Origin of the sequence: Paracoccus benzoatiresistens, assembly GCF_026913015.1 — a bacterium.
In the GTDB taxonomy this organism is placed as follows: Bacteria; Pseudomonadota; Alphaproteobacteria; order Rhodobacterales; family Rhodobacteraceae; genus Paracoccus; species Paracoccus benzoatiresistens.
Window position 1 is genome coordinate 16808 of the sequence record NZ_JAPTYD010000026.1, and the last position, 18865, is coordinate 35672.

The 18865-nt window shown below is 64.3% G+C and carries 18 protein-coding genes and 1 pseudogene; 6 read left to right on the forward strand and 13 right to left on the reverse strand.

What is annotated here, in order from left to right; genetic code table 11:
* The first annotated feature begins 27 nt into the window (after positions 1-27).
* Complete coding sequence (locus OU682_RS15280) at positions 28-579, forward strand: shikimate kinase (RefSeq protein ID WP_371832259.1); 552 nt, start codon at positions 28-30, stop codon at positions 577-579.
* Positions 576-1691 carry a 3-dehydroquinate synthase gene (gene aroB / locus OU682_RS15285; protein ID WP_268943034.1) on the forward strand — a complete coding sequence of 372 codons (1116 nt, stop codon included), beginning with the start codon at positions 576-578 and terminating at the stop codon, positions 1689-1691. The genes OU682_RS15280 and aroB overlap by 4 nt, the downstream gene beginning before the upstream one ends.
* A 17-nt stretch (positions 1692-1708) precedes the next feature.
* On the opposite strand, the gene ssb is transcribed toward aroB, so the two are convergent.
* Positions 1709-2203 (reverse strand): single-stranded DNA-binding protein, encoded by a 495-nt coding sequence (gene ssb / locus OU682_RS15290; RefSeq protein WP_268943036.1) that lies wholly within the window; start codon positions 2201-2203, stop codon positions 1709-1711.
* Positions 2204-2374: 171 nt separating this feature from the next.
* Here ssb and OU682_RS15295 point away from each other — a divergent pair, with 171 nt between their 5' ends.
* Positions 2375-2995 (forward strand): lytic transglycosylase domain-containing protein, encoded by a 621-nt coding sequence (locus OU682_RS15295; protein WP_268943037.1) that lies wholly within the window; start codon positions 2375-2377, stop codon positions 2993-2995.
* Between the two features lie 53 nt (positions 2996-3048).
* Here OU682_RS15295 and OU682_RS15300 read toward each other — a convergent pair whose 3' ends face one another.
* From OU682_RS15300 to scpA, 4 genes are all read right to left on the reverse strand, one after another.
* Positions 3049-4338, reverse strand: a complete 1290-nt coding sequence (locus OU682_RS15300) for a homoserine dehydrogenase (protein WP_268943038.1) — start codon at positions 4336-4338, stop codon at positions 3049-3051.
* 63 nt (positions 4339-4401) lie between these two features.
* A complete protein-coding gene (locus OU682_RS15305) occupies positions 4402-4926 on the reverse strand; it encodes a hypothetical protein (RefSeq protein WP_268943039.1) in 525 nt (174 codons plus the stop codon).
* 1 nt (position 4927) lies between these two features.
* Positions 4928-5743: a glycosyl transferase gene (locus OU682_RS15310; RefSeq protein ID WP_268943040.1), complete on the reverse strand. Its 816-nt coding sequence runs from the start codon at positions 5741-5743 to the stop codon at positions 4928-4930.
* A 125-nt stretch (positions 5744-5868) separates the two neighbouring features.
* Positions 5869-8004 (reverse strand): methylmalonyl-CoA mutase, encoded by a 2136-nt coding sequence (gene scpA / locus OU682_RS15315; protein ID WP_268943041.1) that lies wholly within the window; start codon positions 8002-8004, stop codon positions 5869-5871.
* A 57-nt stretch (positions 8005-8061) separates the two neighbouring features.
* Here scpA and OU682_RS15320 point away from each other — a divergent pair, with 57 nt between their 5' ends.
* A complete protein-coding gene (locus OU682_RS15320; RefSeq protein WP_268943042.1) occupies positions 8062-8565 on the forward strand; it encodes a DUF4174 domain-containing protein in 504 nt (167 codons plus the stop codon).
* 89 nt (positions 8566-8654) lie between these two features.
* Here OU682_RS15320 and OU682_RS15325 read toward each other — a convergent pair whose 3' ends face one another.
* The 8 genes from OU682_RS15325 to OU682_RS15360 all read right to left on the reverse strand — a co-directional run bounded on the left by OU682_RS15325 (position 8655) and on the right by OU682_RS15360 (position 14620).
* Positions 8655-9245 (reverse strand): hypothetical protein, encoded by a 591-nt coding sequence (locus tag OU682_RS15325; RefSeq protein ID WP_268943043.1) that lies wholly within the window; start codon positions 9243-9245, stop codon positions 8655-8657.
* Between the two features lie 5 nt (positions 9246-9250).
* On the reverse strand, positions 9251-9475 hold the full coding sequence (locus tag OU682_RS15330) for a hypothetical protein (RefSeq protein WP_268943044.1): 225 nt from the start codon (positions 9473-9475) through the stop codon (positions 9251-9253).
* Entirely contained in the window at positions 9475-11472 is a 1998-nt protein-coding gene (locus OU682_RS15335) for an acetyl-CoA carboxylase biotin carboxylase subunit (protein WP_268943045.1), read from the reverse strand. The genes OU682_RS15330 and OU682_RS15335 overlap by 1 nt, the downstream gene beginning before the upstream one ends.
* Before the next feature lie 99 nt (positions 11473-11571).
* Positions 11572-11784 carry a YMGG-like glycine zipper-containing protein gene (locus tag OU682_RS15340; RefSeq protein WP_268943046.1) on the reverse strand — a complete coding sequence of 71 codons (213 nt, stop codon included), beginning with the start codon at positions 11782-11784 and terminating at the stop codon, positions 11572-11574.
* Positions 11785-11841: 57 nt separating this feature from the next.
* Positions 11842-12087 carry a hypothetical protein gene (locus OU682_RS15345; protein ID WP_268943047.1) on the reverse strand — a complete coding sequence of 82 codons (246 nt, stop codon included), beginning with the start codon at positions 12085-12087 and terminating at the stop codon, positions 11842-11844.
* 127 nt (positions 12088-12214) lie between these two features.
* Positions 12215-12634 (reverse strand): hypothetical protein, encoded by a 420-nt coding sequence (locus OU682_RS15350; RefSeq protein WP_268943048.1) that lies wholly within the window; start codon positions 12632-12634, stop codon positions 12215-12217.
* A gap of 99 nt (positions 12635-12733) precedes the next feature.
* On the reverse strand, positions 12734-12880 hold the full coding sequence (locus OU682_RS15355; RefSeq protein ID WP_268943049.1) for a hypothetical protein: 147 nt from the start codon (positions 12878-12880) through the stop codon (positions 12734-12736).
* 207 nt (positions 12881-13087) lie between these two features.
* Entirely contained in the window at positions 13088-14620 is a 1533-nt protein-coding gene (locus tag OU682_RS15360; RefSeq protein WP_268943050.1) for an acyl-CoA carboxylase subunit beta, read from the reverse strand.
* A gap of 541 nt (positions 14621-15161) precedes the next feature.
* Here OU682_RS15360 and OU682_RS15365 point away from each other — a divergent pair.
* Together OU682_RS15365 and OU682_RS15370 are read left to right on the forward strand one after the other, a co-directional pair.
* A pseudogene (locus OU682_RS15365) lies at positions 15162-15964 on the forward strand (IS5 family transposase).
* A 528-nt stretch (positions 15965-16492) separates the two neighbouring features.
* On the forward strand, positions 16493-18865 hold the full coding sequence (locus OU682_RS15370) for a thiamine pyrophosphate-binding protein (RefSeq protein ID WP_268943051.1): 2373 nt from the start codon (positions 16493-16495) through the stop codon (positions 18863-18865).

Sequence of the window (18865 nt, forward strand, 5' to 3'; positions counted from 1 at the left end):
AGTCGGGCCATGAAACGGGGGACGGACATGCGCCAGCGCCTGAGGCGCCATATCGTGCTGGTGGGGATGATGGGGGCGGGCAAGAGCGCGCTCGGGTCGGAACTGGCCCGGCGGCTGCACGTGCCCTTCACCGATTCGGATCACGAGATCGAGGCGGCGGCCGCCATGTCCATTTCGGAAATCTTCGCCCGCGATGGCGAGGCCTTCTTCCGCGACCGCGAGGCCCAGGTCATTGCGCGCATCCTGAAGGAATCGCCGCGCGTGATCTCGACCGGCGGGGGCGCCTGGATGCAGGAGCGCAACCGCGCGGCCATCAAGGCGGCGGGCCTGTCGGTCTGGCTGGCCTGCGACCTTGAAACGCTGTGGCACCGCGTCCGCCAGCGCAGCACGCGGCCCCTGCTGCAGACCGCCGATCCCAAGGGCACCCTGGCCCGGCTTCTGGCCGAGCGCGATCCGACCTATGCCCTGGCCGAGCTGACCTTTCCCGCCCGCCCCGGCGACAGCGTCGATGCCGCGACGACGCGGCTTCTGGACGCCATCCGCGCCGCCGACCCAGACCTTGTGACCGAGACGCCATGACCAGCCATTCCGACCCCGTCACCGTTCATGTCCCGCTTGGCGCACGCGCCTATGACGTGCGCATCGGCACCGGTCTGATCGACCATGCCGGCGCTGAGATTGCGCCCCTGCTGCGCCGACCGCGCGTGGCCATCGTCACGGACGAGACGGTGGCAGGGCTGCATCTGAAGCGTCTTCAGGCGGCCTTGGCCGCGCAGGGCATCGGCTCCGAGGCGCTGGTCCTGCCCGCCGGCGAGGCGACGAAAAGCTGGCCGCATCTGACAACCTGCGTCGAATGGCTGCTGGAGCAGCGCGTCGAGCGGCGCGATGTCGTGGTGGCCTTTGGCGGCGGGGTAATCGGTGATCTGGTGGGCTTTGCCGCGGCGATCCTGCGGCGCGGCGTGCGCTTCGTGCAGATCCCCACGACGCTTCTGGCGCAGGTGGACAGCAGCGTCGGCGGCAAGACGGGCATCAACAGCCCGCACGGCAAGAACCTGATCGGCGCCTTCCACCAGCCCTCGCTGGTGCTGGCCGATATCGCGGTGCTGGACACGCTGACCCCGCGCGACTTCCTGGCGGGCTATGGCGAGGTGGCCAAATACGGGCTGCTGGGGGATGCCGCTTTCTTCGAATGGCTGGAGGTGAACGCCCCCCGCCTGCGCGACGACAAGGCCTTGCGCCAGCACGCCGTCGCCCATTCGGTGGCCATGAAGGCTGGCATCGTCACCCGCGACGAAACCGAACAGGGAGAGCGGGCGCTTCTGAATCTGGGCCATACCTTCGGCCACGCACTGGAATCCGCGACCGGCTATTCCAGCCGGCTGCTGCATGGCGAGGGGGTGGCCATCGGCTGCGCGCTGGCCTTCGATCTGTCCGCCCGCATGGGGCTGTGCAGCCAGGAGGCGCCGTCGCGCGTGCTGGCGCATCTGCGCGAGATGGGAATGCCTGCCGCGCTGCGCGACATTCCGGGCGAATTGCCGGACGACGCGGCGCTGATCATGCTGATGGAGCAGGACAAGAAGGTGGTCGATGGCCAGCTGCGCTTTGTCCTGGCGCGCGGCATCGGCGAGGCATTCGTCAGCGACGACGTGCAGCCCGACGTTCTGGCCGCCGTATTGCGGGACGCGCGCTAGGCGCGCCCCGCAGCACGTCAGAACGGGATTTCGTCGTCATAGTCGCTGCGGCTGCTTCCGCCACCCTGGCTGCCGCCGCCGGACGAGCCGGCGCGCTCGTAATCGTCATAGCCGCCGAAACTGCCGCCACTGTCGCGGCCGCCGCCAGCCCCTCCGCCTTCGCGGCCGTCCAGCATCTGCAGGGTGCCGTTGAAGCCGCGCAGCACGACCTCGGTCGTGTAGCGGTCCTGGCCGGACTGGTCCTGCCATTTGCGGGTTTCCAGCTGGCCCTCGACATAGACCTTGCTGCCCTTCTTCAGGAACCGCTCGACCACGTTGACCAGGCCCTCGGACATGATGGCGACGCTGTGCCATTCGGTCCGTTCCTTGCGCTCGCCCGTGTTGCGGTCCTTCCACTGTTCCGAGGTGGCGATGCGCAGGTTTGCGACCTTGCCGCCATTCTGGAAGGTGCGGATTTCGGGGTCGCGGCCCAGATTGCCGATCAGGATGACCTTGTTGACGCTGCCTGCCATGGACTGGGTTCCTTGAAGTGTGTTCTTGTTACGGTCTAGCGCAGCGGCCCGCGCGATGCAAATAGGCGCTTTGGCGCCGATGACGCAGGGATTGGACCAAAAGGCATGCTGGCGATGTGAAAGGATTTCTGTATAGTCCCGTCAAAACCCACAACAACGAGGGACGGGATGATGTTTTTCCCAACCATCAAGGCGGGTCTGTGCGCGATGCTGATCGCAGGCCTTGCGCTTCCCGCTGCGGCCGAAGGGCTTCGCCTGTCGGGTAGTTCTTCCAAATCGCGGGCCGAGCAATTCGCCCGCCAGACGCGCCTGATGGATTCGCGGCTTGCCGGCCAATACCAGCAATCGGCCCGGTTGCAGCCCAAGGGACGCGAAACCAGCTCGGTCGAGATCCAGTTGTCCGCGAACATCCCGGCCTATCGCGGCAAGCGCAGCGACTTCATTCCCCATGCCCGGGCAGCCGCGCGCCGATACGGCATCCCCGAGGACCTGTTCCTGCGCCTTGTCCAGCAGGAATCGGGCTGGAACCCCCGCGCGCGGTCGCACAAGGGCGCGACGGGGCTGGCGCAGCTGATGCCGGGAACGGCGGCGAAACTGGGCGTCAATCCGCATGATCCCGTGGAAAACCTGCAGGGCGGGGCGCGCTATCTGCGGATGATGTACAACCAGTTCGGCAACTGGAACCTGGCCCTTGCGGCCTATAACGCGGGGCCGGGCGCGGTGCAGAAATACGGCGGCATCCCGCCCTATCGCGAAACGCGCAACTATGTGCGGATCATCGCCGGGAGCTGAGGCCGTCCGCACGGCAGAAACGGAAAGGGGGGCGTTGCAGCCCCCCTTTGTCGTCAGACTTCCTCGATCCGCAATTCGACAGGATCGCTGACCAGCACGCCGGTGCGGGGCAGGGTCTGGATGGCGAAGTCGATGGCCTCGGGCGTGGTCTTGTGGGTCACGACCAGGACCGGAACGCTGTCGGGGCTGTGCTGGCCGTATTGCCGCATCCGGTCGATCGAGATCCCCGCGTCCCCCAGGACCGTGGCGACCTTCGCAAGGGCGCCCGGCTTGTCCTGAAGTTCCAGGCGGATGTAATAGGCGGCCGGAACCGCGGTCCGGGCAGGCTGCGCCGCCTTCAGCGCCGTCGCGGGCTGGCCGAAGACCGGAAGGCGCACGCCGCGGGCGATTTCCACGATGTCGGACAGGACGGCGCTGGCGGTCGGGCCCTCGCCCGCGCCCGCGCCGCGCAGCACGATCTGGCCCACGCTGTCGCCTTCGACCACGACCATGTTGGTGCCGCCCATCAACTGGCCCAGGGGACTGTCGGCCGGGACAAGGCAGGGCGACATGCGCTGTTCCAGCCCGCGCGGCGTCATCTGCGCAACGCCCAGCAGCTTGATCTTGTAACCCATGTCGGCGGCGCGGCGGATGTCGTCGATGCTGACGCGCTCGATCCCCTCGATCTCGACCGCGTCGAAATTGACCTGCGTGCCGAAGGCGATCGACGACAGGATCGACAGCTTGTGGCCCGCGTCGATGCCGCCCACGTCCAGCGTCGGATCGGCCTCAAGATAGCCAAGCTGGCGGGCTTCCTCGAACACGGCCTCGTAGGGCAGGCCCGCGCTTTCCATTCGCGTCAGGATATAGTTGCAGGTGCCGTTCATCACGCCCATAACGCGGCGGATCTCGTTGCCGGCCAGCGACTCGGTCATCGCCTTGATGACGGGGATGCCGCCGGCCACGGCGGCCTCGAAGCGCAGGGTGCGGCCCAGGGATTCCGCCAGTTCCGCCAGCGCCTGACCGTGGACCGCCAGCAGCGCCTTGTTCGCGGTCACCACGTCCTTGCCCGCGTTCAGCGCAGCCTCGATGCTGTCCTTGGCAATGCCGCTGTCGCCGCCCACCAGTTCGACGAAGACATCCACGTCGTCGGCGGTCGCGACGGCCATCGGATCGTCTTCCCAGCGATAGGACGACAGGTCGGCATCGCGGTTCTTGCGCTTGTCGCGGGCGCTGATGGCGGTGATCGACACGGGGCGGCCCGTCCGGCGCGCCAGAAGATCGGCGTGTTTCTGGACGATCTTGACGACACCGATCCCTACGGTGCCGAGCCCGGCGATGCCGAGGCGGAGGGGGGACGACATGAAATCCTCTTGTCTATGGTTGCTTGCTGTTAGCGTGGCGCGCGCACTCATGCAACGCGCGAGTCAGTCGCCGCCATCCTCGTATCCCGCCCATTCGCCGTGGATGCCGGTGCCGCGCATGATCGACACGACCTGCCGCGCGGCCTTCAGCGTGGCGGCGTGGATGGCATGAACGGCAGCCGGATCCATTTCGTCCGGGTAACGTTCGCCCTTCGTGTTGATGAAGGTCGGACGCCAGAAACCGGGTTTCCTGCGGGGGCGCCAGGACGCATGGCACAGCAGGTTGCGCTTCAGGCGGATTTCCCGCAGGTCGTCGGCAAGTCCCTGCCTGTCGCCGATCTGCGCCTGCTTCATGGCGGCGGCGAAGCTGTCGATCAGCGTGCCAAGCGTGTCGTCGGCGATCTCCTCCATCCGCCTCAGCCACTGCTGCAGGGCCTTGTCGCTGACCTCCTGTCCCAGCTCCTTGCGGGTCAGCGAGAAGATCGCGCGCTTCAGCGCTTCCTCCAGGAAACCGAAGCCGGATATGGCATGACCGATGGCCACGGCCATTTCGTCGGACAGGCGGTCGGGCGCGCGGGGCAGTGCCATGCTATTCGCGCCACAAATCCCTGACCCAGCTTGCGGGCAGCAGATAGTGGCGCAGGTGCCTGGACAGGCTCTCCTTTCGCCTGCCGGAGAAAGCCGCGCGCAGGTGATCCAGCGGGGGGCGGTGCTGGTCGTCTTCTTGCCAGCGGCCGGCGATGGCATCCGGCGGGTTCAGGTTGCCCGCGAAGATCACGATGCGGCTGTTCCGCGGCACCTTCGGTTCGCGCAGATAGTTCAGCGGGAAAGGCGGGACCGAATGCATCCGGAAATGCGCCAGCCAGCCGCGCGGCCAGAACTTGACCCCGCCCGGCGCATTGCGCGTGACGAAGCGCTGCTCGTACTTGTACTTGTCCGCCACCCCCTGCGGATCGGCGCGGAAAATCTCTTGCAGCGGCGCCAGCTTGCCGACCCGCATCCGATAGACCGAGGTCTGGCCCAGCCGTTCCAGCGGCGTGTTGGGATTGCGTCCCAGGATGGTGTCGTCCGGGTCCCCGAAGGTAAAGAACGGATCCAGGTTGCCGGTGATGATGACGTCCAGATCCAGGAACAGCACCACTCCGGTCACGTCGCCCAGATCCCCCCACAGCCGCGACTTGGGCCACTTGCCGCGCGTGTTGACCGGCGCCTGGTATTCGAAGACGGGCAGGGGGCGGACCGCGATATCGGGATGCAGGCCCGCGCCGTCATCGGTAAAGCAGAACAGCCGGAACGGAGGGGTGATGTTGCGGCCGATCATCCCGTGCAGGCGGTTCACGTATTCCGGGCCGAACTTCGTGCCCCATTTGATGCAGATGATCTGCTTGATTTCCGGCGCGTCCATTCGTCTGCCCTTTGTTTTTCCGGCAGGGTTTCACAGCCGGAAGGCCAAGGCAATGTCATTCACTTTGGTCCGAATATCGTCGGGGGTTCAGGGGGCAGGCAGCCCCCTGCGGGCGCGGCATGCAATCACGCCGCCCGGTTTTCGCGGATCAGCCGCAGGATGTCGGCGGCGGCCGACGGGATGTTGGTTCCCGGCCCGAAGATCGCCTTCACGCCCGCGCGCCGCAGATAGTCATAGTCCTGCTGCGGGATCACGCCGCCGCAGATGACCAGGATGTCACCCGCGCCCTGGGCCTGCAGCGCCTCGATCAGCTTGGGGGCCAGCGTCTTGTGGCCGGCGGCCTGCGAACTGATGCCCACCACATGCACGTCGTTGTCCACCGCATCCTGGGCGGCTTCCTCGGGCGTCTGGAACAACGGCCCCACGTCCACGTCGAAACCGATATCCGCGAAGGCCGTGGCAATGACCTTGGCGCCCCGGTCGTGGCCGTCCTGGCCCATCTTGACCACCAGCATCCGGGGGCGGCGGCCTTCCTCGGCCGCAAAGGCCTCCACGTCGCGCTGGATCTGCGCAAAGCCCTCGTCGCCTTCGTAGGCTGCGCCATAGACGCCGGCCAGGGTCTTCACCTCGGCCCGGTGGCGGCCCCATTCCTTTTCCATCGCCATGCTGATCTCTCCGACGGTTGCACGGGCGCGGGCGGCCTCGACGGCGGCCTCCAGCAGGTTGCCGCCCTCGCGGGCGCGGCGGGTGATTTCGTCAAGGGCCGCCTGGCAGACGGCCTCGTCGCGACTTTGGCGGATGCGGTTCAGCCGCGCGATCTGGCTGTCGCGGACCTTCATGTTGTCGATGTCGAGGATGTCGATCGGGTCTTCCTTGTCCTTGCGGTACTTGTTGACGCCGACGATCACTTCCTCGCCCCGGTCGATCTGGGCCTGACGACGGGCGGCGGTTTCCTCGATCCGCAGCTTGGGCATCCCCGAGGCGACGGCCTTCGTCATGCCGCCCAGTTCCTCGACCTCCTCGATCAGCGCCCAGGCCTTTTCGGCCAGTTCGGCGGTCAGGCTTTCGATGTAGTAGGAACCCGCCAGCGGATCGACGACATGGGTGATGCCGGTTTCCTCCTGCAGGATAAGCTGGGTGTTCCGCGCGATGCGCGCGCTGAATTCCGTCGGCAGGGCGATCGCCTCGTCAAGCGCGTTGGTGTGCAGCGACTGGGTGCCGCCAAGCGCCGCGCTCATCGCCTCGTAGGCGGTGCGGATCACGTTGTTGTAAGGGTCCTGTTCCTGCAGGCTGACGCCCGAAGTCTGGCAATGCGTCCGCAGCATCAGGCTGCTGTCCTTCTTCGGGGCGAATTCGCTCATGATCCGGTGCCACAGCAGGCGCGCCGCCCGCAGCTTGGCGATCTCCATGAAGAAGTTCATGCCGATTGCGAAGAAGAAGGACAGTCGGCCCGCGAACTGGTCCACGTCCATGCCCGCCTTCAACGCCGCACGGACATATTCGCGCCCGTCGGCCAGCGTATAGGCCAGTTCCTGCACCAGGTTCGCGCCCGCTTCCTGCATGTGATAGCCGGAAATCGAGATCGAATTGAACTTGGGCATCTCGTTCGAGGTGTACTCGATGATGTCCGCGATGATCCGCATCGAAGGCTCGGGCGGATAGATATAGGTGTTGCGGACCATGAACTCCTTCAGGATGTCGTTCTGGATGGTCCCCGACAGGACCGAACGGTCATGGCCTTGTTCCTCTCCGGTGACGATGAAATTGGCCAGGATCGGGATCACCGCGCCGTTCATGGTCATCGACACCGAAACCTTGTCCAGCGGGATGCCGTCGAACAGGATCTTCATGTCCTCGACCGAATCGATGGCGACGCCCGCCTTGCCCACGTCGCCCACCACGCGGGGATGGTCGCTGTCATAGCCGCGATGCGTCGCCAGATCGAAGGCCACGGATACGCCCTGCTGACCGGCCGCCAGCGCCTTGCGGTAGAAGGCGTTCGATTCCTCGGCCGTGGAAAAACCCGCGTATTGGCGGATGGTCCAGGGGCGGCCGGCATACATCGTCGCCCGCGGGCCGCGGGTGAAGGGGGCGATGCCGGGCAGGCTGCCCAGGTGGTCGAGCCCCTCCAGGTCCGCCTCGGTGTAAAGCGGCTTGACCGGGATTCCTTCCAGGGTGTTCCAGGTCAGGCTGTCGGGGCTGGCCCCCTTCAGTTCCCTTGCCGCCAGGGCCTGCCAGTTGTCCAACGTGGGTTTCGTCATGATCCATCCTTTCGCACGGCGAAGGCTGCCCTATATTCAGAGCAGGGAAGGGTGCCGATGAAGTTGAAATTGCTGATATTCGCGATGCTGGCTGCGGCCATGGGCCCGGCGCGGGAAGCACCCCCGCCGCAGGTCGAGCCGCCACCGGCCAGCCCCGAGGAGATCGCGCCTGCCGTTCCCGTGCCCGCGCGGCCCGAGTTGCGCATCTTGGCCGCGTCCGAGGCCCTGCCTGCCGATTTCCTGTGGAAGGCCCGCCCGGTCGTGGTCTTTGCCGACACGCCCGACGACCCGGCCTTCCGCGAACAGATGCGCGCGCTGGAAGCCAGGGATGAGGCGCTGGCCGAGCGCGACGTGGTGGTCATCACCGACAGCGATCCGACGGCAAACAGCGCCTGGCGGCAGCAGCTGCATCCCCGTGGCTTTTCTCTGGTCATCATCGACAAGGACGGGCAGGTGAAGCAGCGCCGCCCGCTGCCCTGGGACGTGCGGGAAATCAGCCGCGCCATCGACAAGCTGCCCCTGCGCCGCCAGGAAATCGGCCGGGCAGGCCTTTTGCCATGATCGTTGAAAATCCGGACGCGCCTGCCTATATTCGTCCTGAAGGACATGGAGGTTCGACATGAGCACGACATCCTACAACCCACCCCCGATCACCGGTCGGACCGGTCCGAAGCCGGGCTATTGATCGTCCTTCGATAGCCCCTGCGCCGTCCGTCCAGATTGGCCCGGATCGCCTCCAGGGCTATTTCCCCCAGTTCCAGGGCCTCGATCTTCATAGAGATATAGTCGTGATACATCCCGGCCGCGCGCTGGGCCCCGATCTCCGCGACATCCAGTTCCCGCAAATCGCTGATCATCGCTGAAATGGCGTTCAGCTGGCTGTAATACAGCACCACCGGATCCACCGTATCACGCGGCAGGACGTGAATGTCCCCGATGATGGCGCGAAAGATCGCGTCGTTATGCTCGGTCGGGATGACCGGGAAAAACCCCGGCTCGGTCAGGATGCGGTCCTTGATCCCCGCGCCGTATTCGCCGACGTTGTCGCGCTTCAACACCGCCAGATAGGCCCGGATTTCCGCAAAGACCGCGCGCTGCACGTCCCGCACGCGTTCGGCCCGCAGGGTTGCATCCCGCCTGCGGTTCTGGAGGGCGACCACCCACCAGCCCACGGACAGGAACAGCCCGGCGATGACCGCCTGCTGCGCCTGGGGGCTGAGATACTGGTCGAAAGGAGGCATTACTATTAATCAAATTCTTCAAGTAAGTTGCGAAGGGTTTGAATTCCTTCTTTGCCGAACTGTAGGGACTGACTAATCTTTCCAGGGATCTGCCGATCCGACGCTCCATAGGTATCAATTTGGAGCATTTTCTCCCCATCGACTTCCACCACCGAGTAAGTTCCCTCAACTTTTCCATGTTTTGAGGGGCGCTCGATTAGTCTCAGTTTCAGGCTCTCGACTCTAGCCATTATTCAAACTCCATGATCACGTCATCGACCTTCAGGCTCTGCCCCGCTTCGGCGTTCACGGACCTGACCACGGCCCTGCGTTCGGCGCGCAGGATGTTTTCCATCTTCATCGCCTCGACCGTGGCAAGGGCTTGGCCTTCCTGAACCTCGTCGCCGGGCGCGACGTTCACCCGTACCACCAGCCCCGGCATGGGGCAGAGCAGGAATTTCGACGTGTCGGGCGGCAGCTTTTCCGGCATCAGGCGCGCAAGTTCCGCCGTGCGAGGCCGGCGGACGTGGACCTTGAGATCGGCACCGCGCGTGCGCAGGCGGAGGCCTGCCGGGATCTTGTCCACCTTCAGCACCAGCGGACGGCCATCGACCACCAGCCGCGCCAGGGTCTGGCCGGGCTTCCAGTCGCTTTCGACGCGCCGGTCGCGGCCCTCGACGGCGACGGTGGCGCCATCGCGATCGGCGCGGATCCGGACGGGAAATTCGCGGCCACCGACGAAGACCACCCAGTTTTCGCCCACCCGGCGTTCGTGGTTGTCCAGCCGCCCGCTGATCCGCGTGCGGCGGATTTCGGCGACACGATGCATGGCCGAGGCCGCCGCCGCGACGCGGGCCAGTTCGTCGTCGGGCAGCGATGCGCCCCCGAAGCCGTCGGGATATTCCTCGGCGATGAAGGCGGTGGTGATATCGCCCGCGACGAACTTGGGATGGTCCATGACCGCCGACAGGAAGGGCAGGTTGTGGCCGATGCCCTCGACCTCGAATTCGTCCAGCGCCACGCGCATCGCCTCGATGGCATCCCCGCGCGTCGGCGCCCAGGTGCAGAGCTTGGCGATCATCGGGTCATAGAACATGCTGATCTCGCCCCCCTCGAAGACCCCGGTATCGTTGCGGACCACATGGCCGGCATCCGCCACCTCGGCCGGGGGACGATAGCGGGTCAGCCGCCCGATCGAGGGCAGGAAGTTGCGATACGGATCCTCGGCATAAAGGCGGCTTTCCATGGCCCAGCCGTTGATCTTCAGATCCGACTGCGCAAAGGGCAGGGGTTCCCCCGCCGCGACCCGGATCATCTGCTCCACCAGATCGATGCCGGTGATCAGTTCCGTGACCGGGTGTTCCACCTGCAGCCGGGTGTTCATTTCCAGGAAGTAGAAGTTCCTCTGCCCATCGACGATGAATTCCACCGTGCCCGCGCTGGTATAGCCCACGGCCTTGGCAAGCGCGACCGCCTGTTCGCCCATCGCGCGGCGGGTTTCCGGGTCCAGGAAAGGCGAGGGCGCCTCCTCGATGACCTTTTGGTTGCGCCGCTGGATCGAACATTCGCGTTCGTGCAGATAGACCGCGTTGCCGTGCTTGTCGGCCAGCACCTGGATTTCGATGTGACGCGGCTGCGTCACGAACTTCTCGATGAAGATGCGGTCGTCTCCGAAGCTGCTGGCGGCCTCGTTGCGCGAACTTTCAAACCCTTCGCGCGCCTCCTGCGCGCTCCAGGCGATGCGCATCCCCTTGCCGCCGCCGCCCGCGCTGGCCTTGATCATCACCGGATAGCCGATCTGGTCGCTGATCCGCACCGCTTCCTCGGCATCGGCGATCAGGCCCATGTAGCCCGGAACGGTGGAAACGCCCGCTTCCTGGGCGATCTTCTTCGAGGTGATCTTGTCGCCCATGGCCTCGATGGCCGGTGATGGGGGTCCTACGAAGATCACGCCCTCGCGCTCCAGCGCCTCGGCGAACTTCATGTTCTCGGACAGGAAACCATAGCCGGGGTGGACGGCCTCGGCCCCGGTCTGGCGGATGGCCTCCATGATCCTGTCGATCACGATATAGGACTGGCTGGCAGGGGGCGGGCCGATATGGACGGCCTCGTCGGCCATCTTCACGTGCAGCGCGTTGCGGTCGGCATCGGAATAAACCGCGACGGTCGCGATCCCCATCTTGCGGGCGGTCTTGATGACGCGGCAGGCGATTTCGCCCCGGTTGGCGATCAGGATCTTCTTGAACATGGGCACCCCCGGCCAGACATGAAAAAGCCGCCCGAGGGCGCAGAGCCCTGGACGGCGATCAGGGTGTCACGGCGCGACGGGCGCGCCGGGATCAGGTAATTACTGGCAAAGCCGAACGTCGTTGCACAGGGCGCCGGCAGCACCGCCCAGGGCAGCGCCCTTGACGACGTTGTGGCCGCCGACATGGGCAACGGTCGCGCCGACGCCGGCACCGATAAGGGCGCGGTCAGTGTCGGTCGGGTTGATGCCTTGGGTGCAGCCTGCAACGGCGGTCGCGCCAAGAAGGGCGGCAATGGAAAGGAACTTGGACATTCTGGTCTTCCTGTCGAATTATTGGCTGGACCGGAACGCCGGTCCAGCCGCTGCGGTTCAGTAACGACGCTGGCAGACGCCGGCGTCGTCGCACAGCGCGCCGCCGACGGCGCCAACAGCCGCGCCCGTCGCGAGATCCTCGTCCAGCGCCTTGGCGATGACGGCACCTGCGACGGCGCCGCCTGCTGCACGCTGCGCATCGGGCGACAGGCCGGTCGCGGTGCCATAGCCCTGGTCACAGGCAGCAAGGCCGAGAAGAAGGAAAGCGCCGCCTGCGACGCGGGTGAACAGCGAAGTCTGCATGAAGTCTTGCCTGTATTGAGGGCCGTTTCGCCGGCCGGTGGGAAGTTCGCGAGCACTATCTTATAGCCAAGGCCAAGGTCAAACTGACATCCATGTGAGATCAAAGCCCTAGGCAGCAAGTCGCGCATCATCGTCCGTCCGTCGAATCCTCGTCGTCTTCGTCCCAGTCGTCCTCGTCCCAGCCGAAATCGGGCGGGTTGTCGGGTGCGAAAAGCTCGGGAAAGGATGCCTCTGCGGCGGCCATGTCCACCTGCAGCAACTGGTCATAGTCGGCAGGATCGAAGGCTCCGACAGGCTTGACCTCGCGCCCGATCAGCCAGCCAAGCCGGCCTGCGTCCAGGTTGCCGCGGACAAAGGGCTCCTCGCCGAAGTGCTGGATCAGCGCGGCCAGGAAGCCGGCATCGGCGCGGCGGTCAGCCGGCTTGCGGTCGCGGAACCGTTCGCGCCGGGTAATTGGCGTCGCGCCCTTCTTGCGATTCTCGCGGCGGATGACGAATTGGAAATCGGTGCCGGGAAGGCGGCCCGGAAAGCCTCGGTGCTTCAGCATGATGTGCCCCACGATGCGGTCTTGTGGCGGGGGCGGGGCCGGGCCGGGCCGGAAAGGCGCGGGCAGCCGGACCGCCCGCGCAAGGTCAGATGGTTCGGATCAGTTGGCGCCGTACTTGCCCTGGTAGACGGGCTCGGTCGTGACCGGGTTCGGGGCGGGCACATAGACTTCGGGTTCTGCTGCCGGGCGCTGGCACGCAGCGAAGGCCGACACCAGCACGAGGCCAAGGATGATTTTCTTCGACATACTGTCTTCTCGCTCCTGTAAAGCGGGCGCGCCTGCGCCCGTCTGCTCGGGTTCAGGGGGATGTCTTGATGCACCGCCCCGCGGCGCATGATAGCGATGCCGCAGGGGCACAGACAGGCGGGCAGGGCCGGGGTGGCCAAATGTCGCCTGCCCTGTGGCTGCTCTGCATCATTCACGCCTTTGTGCAACCTCATGAAAACCCGGGCCTTACAGGGGAATGTTGTCGTGTTTCTTCCAGGGATTGGACAGCCGCTTGCCGCGCAGGCTGGCCAGTGCGCGGGCCACGCGCTTGCGGGTCGAATGGGGCTGGATCACCTCGTCGATGAAGCCCTTCTCGGCGGCGACGAAGGGATTGGCGAAGCGGTCCTCGTAATCCCTGGTCCGCGCCGCGATCTTGTCGGGGTCGCCCAGTTCGCTGCGATACAGGATCTCGACCGCGCCCTTGGCGCCCATCACCGCGATTTCCGCCGTGGGCCAGGCATAATTGAAATCGCCGCGCAGATGTTTCGACGCCATGACGTCATAGGCCCCGCCATAGGCCTTGCGCGTGATCACCGTGACCTTCGGCACCGTCGCCTCGCCATAGGCGAACAAGAGCTTCGCGCCATGCTTGATGACGCCGCCATATTCCTGGCCGGTGCCCGGCAGGAAGCCCGGCACGTCCACGAAGGTCAGGATCGGGATCTCGAAGGCGTCGCAGAACCGCACGAAGCGCGCGGCCTTGCGGCTGCTGTCGATGTCCAGGCAGCCCGCCAGCACCATGGGCTGGTTGGCGACGACGCCCACGGTGCGGCCTTCGATCCGGATGAAGCCGATGACGATGTTGGCCGCGAAGTCGCGCTGGATCTCGTAGAAGTCGCCTTCGTCCGCGACCTTCACGATCAGCTCCTTCATGTCATAGGGCTGGTTCGGGTTGTCGGGAATCAGCGTGTCCAGGCTTTCCTCGATCCGGGCGGGGTCGTCGAAGAAGGGGCGCACCGGCGCCTTGTCGCGGTTGTTCAGCGGCAGGAAGTCGAACAGGCGGCGGATTTCGCTCAGCGCCTCGACATCATCCTCGAAGGCGCCGTCGGCGACCGAACTCTTGCGGGTATGCGTGGAGGCGCCGCCCAGTTGCTCGGCGGTCACGACCTCGTTGGTGACGGTCTTGACCACGTCGGGACCGGTCACGAACATGTAGGACGTGTCCTTCACCATGAAGATGAAGTCGGTCATCGCGGGGGAATAAACGGCGCCGCCCGCGCAGGGCCCCATGATGACGCTGATCTGCGGCACCACGCCGGACGCCATGATGTTGCGCTGGAACACGTCGGCATAGCCCGCCAGCGATGCCACCCCTTCCTGGATGCGCGCGCCGCCCGAATCGTTCAGCCCGATCACCGGCGCGCCGTTCTGCATCGCCATGTCCATGATCTTGCAGATCTTCTGCGCATGGGTTTCCGACAGCGAGCCGCCAAAGACGGTGAAGTCCTGCGAAAAGACATAAACCATGCGCCCGTTGATCGTGCCCCAGCCGGTCACCACGCCATCGCCATAGGGGCGGTCGGCTTCCATCCCGAAATCGGTGGAACGGTGGGCCACGAACATGTCGAATTCCTCGAAGCTGCCTTCGTCCAGCAGCAGTTCAATGCGTTCGCGCGCCGTCAGCTTGCCCCGGGCGTGCTGCGCGTCGATGCGCCGCTGACCCCCGCCCAGACGGGCCTGTTCCCTGCGGCTTTCCAGTTCCTGCAGAATGTCCTTCATGGCGGCACCCCCGATCGTCCAGCCGCAGCCTAGTCGGGTGCCATGGGCCAAGAAAGCAAAATCAAGAAAATTTGCAAAGGCTGCGGCACGAGGCGGCCGAAAACTGAAAAGCTGCAAAACGCGTTTGCGGCAGCGGCCGGCTGCAGGAAAATACCGACATGGAGGGGGGATGGGTGAGAGGCTGGACAACAACCATACAGTAATAAAATCAATGATTTAAAAGTCTTTTTGTAACAGTGTGACGTGCGTTAAAACGACCAAATGACGTTACGTCATTATTGATGAGGGCTTGTCCGATACGACGTCAAGTATCGCAGACAATGTGTCCAGTGTGGATGAGAGTGCCTGGCATCCTTTATATCGGTAATTATTCATATGAACGCGATCCAAGTCTCAATCATCACCAGTCGTTCCACTGATGTAGTCAGGGGCGCTATGAGGGATAACGAAGATCTGTTCACGACGTTCAAGGAGTATCCGAACTTAAGAGGGCGTTTCAAAACCACTTGCAGGCGGAATCGTCCTGTTGGATTGGCGGCTTATGTCTGCCAAGCTTGTCTCTGACGGCCTTTGGACCGTGATCGAACCTTTGTTGCCATCCACGTCTCGGTCCGCGAAAGGCGGGCGGCCTCGGGTCTCCGACCGGGCCGCTCTGGCCGGGATCATGTTTGTCCTGCAGAGCGGTATCCCCTGGCGGATGTTGCCCGCGGAGCTGGGCTGCGGCTCGGGCGTGACCTGTTGGCGAAGGCTCTGGGATTGGCAGTTGGCCGGTGTCTGGGATCAGTTGCATCAGGTCTTGCTGCGCCAGCTGCATCGCGCCGGTCATCTCGACTGGAGCCGGGCCTGCATGGACAGCGCGTCCATCGCGGCGAAAAGGGGAGCGAAGTCACCGGCCCTAACCCTACCGATCGCGGGCGCCCTGGCACGAAGCGCCACATCGTCACCGACAGGCGAGGCATTCCCCTGACGGTGCGCCTCCGCGGCGCAAACGTTCATGACAGCAGGATGCTCGATCCGCGGCTCGACGCCCTTCCCCCCATTCATGGCAAGCGTGGCAGGCCGCGCCATCGGCCCGGCAAGCTGCATGCCGACAAGGGGTATGACTATCCCCGCTGTCGCAGGGCTTGCACCACACGCGGCATCAAGCATCGCATTGCCAGGAAGGACATTGATAGCAGCAGTTATCTCGGAAAGCATCGCTGGGTCGTCGAGCGCACATTCGCCTAGCTCTCCAAATTCCGGCGCCTCGCCGTCAGATATGAGCGCAGGGCCGACATTCACCTCGCCTTCACCATCTTGGCCTGCGCCATCATCTGCTTTCGAGCGCTGACAACGTGTTTTTGAAATGACCTCTTAAGAACGATAGAGCCCTTCTTCGCCAAGCTCGAACGCCGAGAAATTCTGAGTCCTTCGCTGAGAACCTGGCGGGCTGGATGAAGAGAAAGGTCCGGCATAGCGCGCTAGCAGCGGGGGGACACTGAAGCAGATGCATGCGAACCTCAAGGCGCGCTCGGCTTCGTCAGTTCCTGCGGCCGGGCTGCGGCCTTTGCGCGGCAATGACGGACAGATCGGCAGCGTGATGAACAGTCCACGAGCCCCGCACCTTCGTGCCACAAGCTTCCCGCGTGGGGAGGCATTCCGGTTCGACTGGAACGACGACCTCAGATCGTTGGGTGACGAGTGCACAAAAATGCCAGATGGCGTAAGTCCAGTGTGTCCTATAGCCGGACCTTCCCACTGCGCACCTTTAGATGAAACGTCCTGTTTGTGACCTCGGGCTGAGAAATCTGTCTAATATTGATGTAAGTCTTGGAGCAAATTGGCCGATCCCGTTCACGCTATTGATTAAAGTGGGGAGCTGAGGGGGAAGCTATGTCCAACACTGATCTCAAGACAATCGAACAGCGGCTGCTGTGGCTATCGCATTGGATGATCCACAACGCCAACCATATCCGTCCCAAGAAGGACGGTATTAAGACCGGCGGGCATCAGGCTTCGTCCGCCTCGATGGTGTCGATCATAACGGCTCTTTATTTCTCGGCGCTGCGGCCCGAGGATCGGGTTGCGGTCAAACCACATGCCTCGCCCGTATTTCATGCGATGCATTATCTCATGGGCAACCTCGACCGCGAGCGGATGGAGAACTTTCGCGGCTATGGCGGTGTGCAGTCCTACCCCAGCAGGACCAAGGATGTGGATGATGTCGATTTCTCGACGGGCTCCGTGGGCCTTGGTGTGGCCATCACGGCATTTGCGTCGCTGATCCAGGACTATGTCAGTGCCAAATCATGGGGCCGGAATGTGTCGCAGGGCCGCATGATCGCCCTGATGGGAGACGCAGAGCTGGATGAGGGCAATATCCACGAATGTCTGCAGGAGGGCTGGAAGCACAACCTGCGCAACTGTTGGTGGATCGTTGATTACAACAGGCAATCACTGGACGGAGTGGTTCAAGAAGGGTTGTGGACCCGCATCGAAAGCTTGTTCTCGGCCTTCGGCTGGGAAGTGATCAGGCTTAAACATGGCGTGCTGCAACGGACCGCCTTTAAAGAGCCGGGCGGGCAAAGGCTGCGTGAATGGATCGACAGCTGTCCAAACGAGCTTTACTCGGCTCTGACCTTTGAAGGGGGCGCGGTCTGGCGGCAACGGCTAATGGAGGATTTGGGCGATCAGGGAGAGGTCAGTGCCCTGATTGAGCGGCGGAATGACGAAGAGCTTGCCGGGCTGATGGAAAATCTTGGCGGCAACTGCGTAGATACGTTGGCGCAAGCATTCGCGGCGGTGGACCACGACCGGCCCACATGCTTTCTGGCCTATACGGTAAAGGGGTGGGGCACACCCATCGCCGGCCATAAGGATAATCATGGCGGGCTGATGACCAAGGCGCAGATGGCCACATGGCAGGCACGAATGGGCGTGCCGGAGGGGCAGGAGTGGGAGCCGATGGCCACAGTCGTCGACCCCGAGGCGCTGCGCTCCTTCCTGCGCAAGGTGCCATTCTTTATTGCCGGCCCGCGTCGCTATCAGGATCACCGGTTCGCGGTTCCTGCCATCTCAGTCTCATCAGAGCGCGAGATCTCGACACAGCAGGCCTTCGGCAAGATCATGGACGATCTGGCGCGCGAAGGGGGAGAGCTCGCAAGCCGAATTCTAACCACATCGCCCGACGTCACGGGGACGACGGGATTGGGCCCTTGGGTGAACAGGCGCGGCCTTTTTGCGCGCGCCACGCGCAGCGACACCTTCCGCGAGCGCAAAATCGCTTCAACCGCGAAATGGGATTTTGCGCCTGAAGGGCAGCATATCGAATTGGGCATCGCCGAGATGAACCTGTTTCTGCTGCTGGGCGCCGCGGGTCTGTCGCATTCGCTGTTCGGCAAGAGGTTGATCCCCGTCGGAACGGTCTATGATCCCTTCGTCTGTCGCGGCCTCGATGCACTGAACTATGCCTGCTACCAGGATGCGCGCTTCTTGATCGCGGGCACGCCGTCCGGGGTGACGCTGGCACCGGAAGGTGGGGCGCACCAGTCCATCTCAACCCCGCTGATCGGCATGGCGCAGGATGGGCTGGCCAGTTTCGAGCCAGCGTTCGTGGACGAGCTGGCCGTGATCATGGAATGGGCTTTCGACTACCTGCAGCGTGACGGCGACAGCAATCCCGACGAACAGACTTGGCTGCGGGACGAGACAGGCGGCTCGGTTTATCTGCGGCTGTCGACCAACCCTATTGAGCAGCCAGGCAAGCGGGCCGATGATGCCTTCCGTAGCGGTGCGGTAGACGGCGCCTATTGGCTACGCGAGCCGGGCTGTAATTGCGAAGTGGTGATTGCCTATCAGGGCGTGGTTGCGCCCGAGGCGATCCGGGCGGCGGGTCTTATCGGCGAAGGCCGACGGGACGTGGGCGTGCTGGCCGTCACTTCGGCGGACCGACTTCATTCGGGCTGGAGCGCCGCACAGCGTGCCCGCGCGCACGGTGATCGGCGTGCCGGCTCTCATGTCGAGCGGCTGTTGCAGCAGGTGCCGCGCGACTGCCTGCTGGTCACCGTCATCGACGGACATCCGGCGACACTGTCCTGGCTTGGGGGCGTCTGCGGACATCGCTGTCTGCCTCTGGGCGTCGAACATTTTGGGCAGACGGGGACGATTGGCGATCTTTACAGCCATTTCGGCATCGACAGCGCAAGCATCGTCGCCCGGGTTTCGAACCTGACGGCGGGACGGCGGCTGAAGGACTGGGTTCTTTGA

Bases quoted from the DNA above. Each gene is read 5' to 3' on its own strand.
- OU682_RS15280 (WP_371832259.1), top strand. From the start codon at position 28: ATGCGCCAGCGCCTGAGGCGCCATATCGTGCTGGTGGGGATGATGGGG.
- aroB (WP_268943034.1), top strand. From the start codon at position 576: ATGACCAGCCATTCCGACCCCGTCACCGTTCATGTCCCGCTTGGCGCA.
- ssb (WP_268943036.1), bottom strand. From the start codon at position 2,203: ATGGCAGGCAGCGTCAACAAGGTCATCCTGATCGGCAATCTGGGCCGC.
- OU682_RS15295 (WP_268943037.1), top strand. From the start codon at position 2,375: ATGTTTTTCCCAACCATCAAGGCGGGTCTGTGCGCGATGCTGATCGCA.
- OU682_RS15300 (WP_268943038.1), bottom strand. From the start codon at position 4,338: ATGTCGTCCCCCCTCCGCCTCGGCATCGCCGGGCTCGGCACCGTAGGG.
- OU682_RS15305 (WP_268943039.1), bottom strand. From the start codon at position 4,926: ATGGCACTGCCCCGCGCGCCCGACCGCCTGTCCGACGAAATGGCCGTG.
- OU682_RS15310 (WP_268943040.1), bottom strand. From the start codon at position 5,743: ATGGACGCGCCGGAAATCAAGCAGATCATCTGCATCAAATGGGGCACG.
- scpA (WP_268943041.1), bottom strand. From the start codon at position 8,004: ATGACGAAACCCACGTTGGACAACTGGCAGGCCCTGGCGGCAAGGGAA.
- OU682_RS15320 (WP_268943042.1), top strand. From the start codon at position 8,062: ATGAAGTTGAAATTGCTGATATTCGCGATGCTGGCTGCGGCCATGGGC.
- OU682_RS15325 (WP_268943043.1), bottom strand. From the start codon at position 9,245: ATGCCTCCTTTCGACCAGTATCTCAGCCCCCAGGCGCAGCAGGCGGTC.
- OU682_RS15330 (WP_268943044.1), bottom strand. From the start codon at position 9,475: ATGGCTAGAGTCGAGAGCCTGAAACTGAGACTAATCGAGCGCCCCTCA.
- OU682_RS15335 (WP_268943045.1), bottom strand. From the start codon at position 11,472: ATGTTCAAGAAGATCCTGATCGCCAACCGGGGCGAAATCGCCTGCCGC.
- OU682_RS15340 (WP_268943046.1), bottom strand. From the start codon at position 11,784: ATGTCCAAGTTCCTTTCCATTGCCGCCCTTCTTGGCGCGACCGCCGTT.
- OU682_RS15345 (WP_268943047.1), bottom strand. From the start codon at position 12,087: ATGCAGACTTCGCTGTTCACCCGCGTCGCAGGCGGCGCTTTCCTTCTT.
- OU682_RS15350 (WP_268943048.1), bottom strand. From the start codon at position 12,634: ATGCTGAAGCACCGAGGCTTTCCGGGCCGCCTTCCCGGCACCGATTTC.
- OU682_RS15355 (WP_268943049.1), bottom strand. From the start codon at position 12,880: ATGTCGAAGAAAATCATCCTTGGCCTCGTGCTGGTGTCGGCCTTCGCT.
- OU682_RS15360 (WP_268943050.1), bottom strand. From the start codon at position 14,620: ATGAAGGACATTCTGCAGGAACTGGAAAGCCGCAGGGAACAGGCCCGT.
- OU682_RS15370 (WP_268943051.1), top strand. From the start codon at position 16,493: ATGTCCAACACTGATCTCAAGACAATCGAACAGCGGCTGCTGTGGCTA.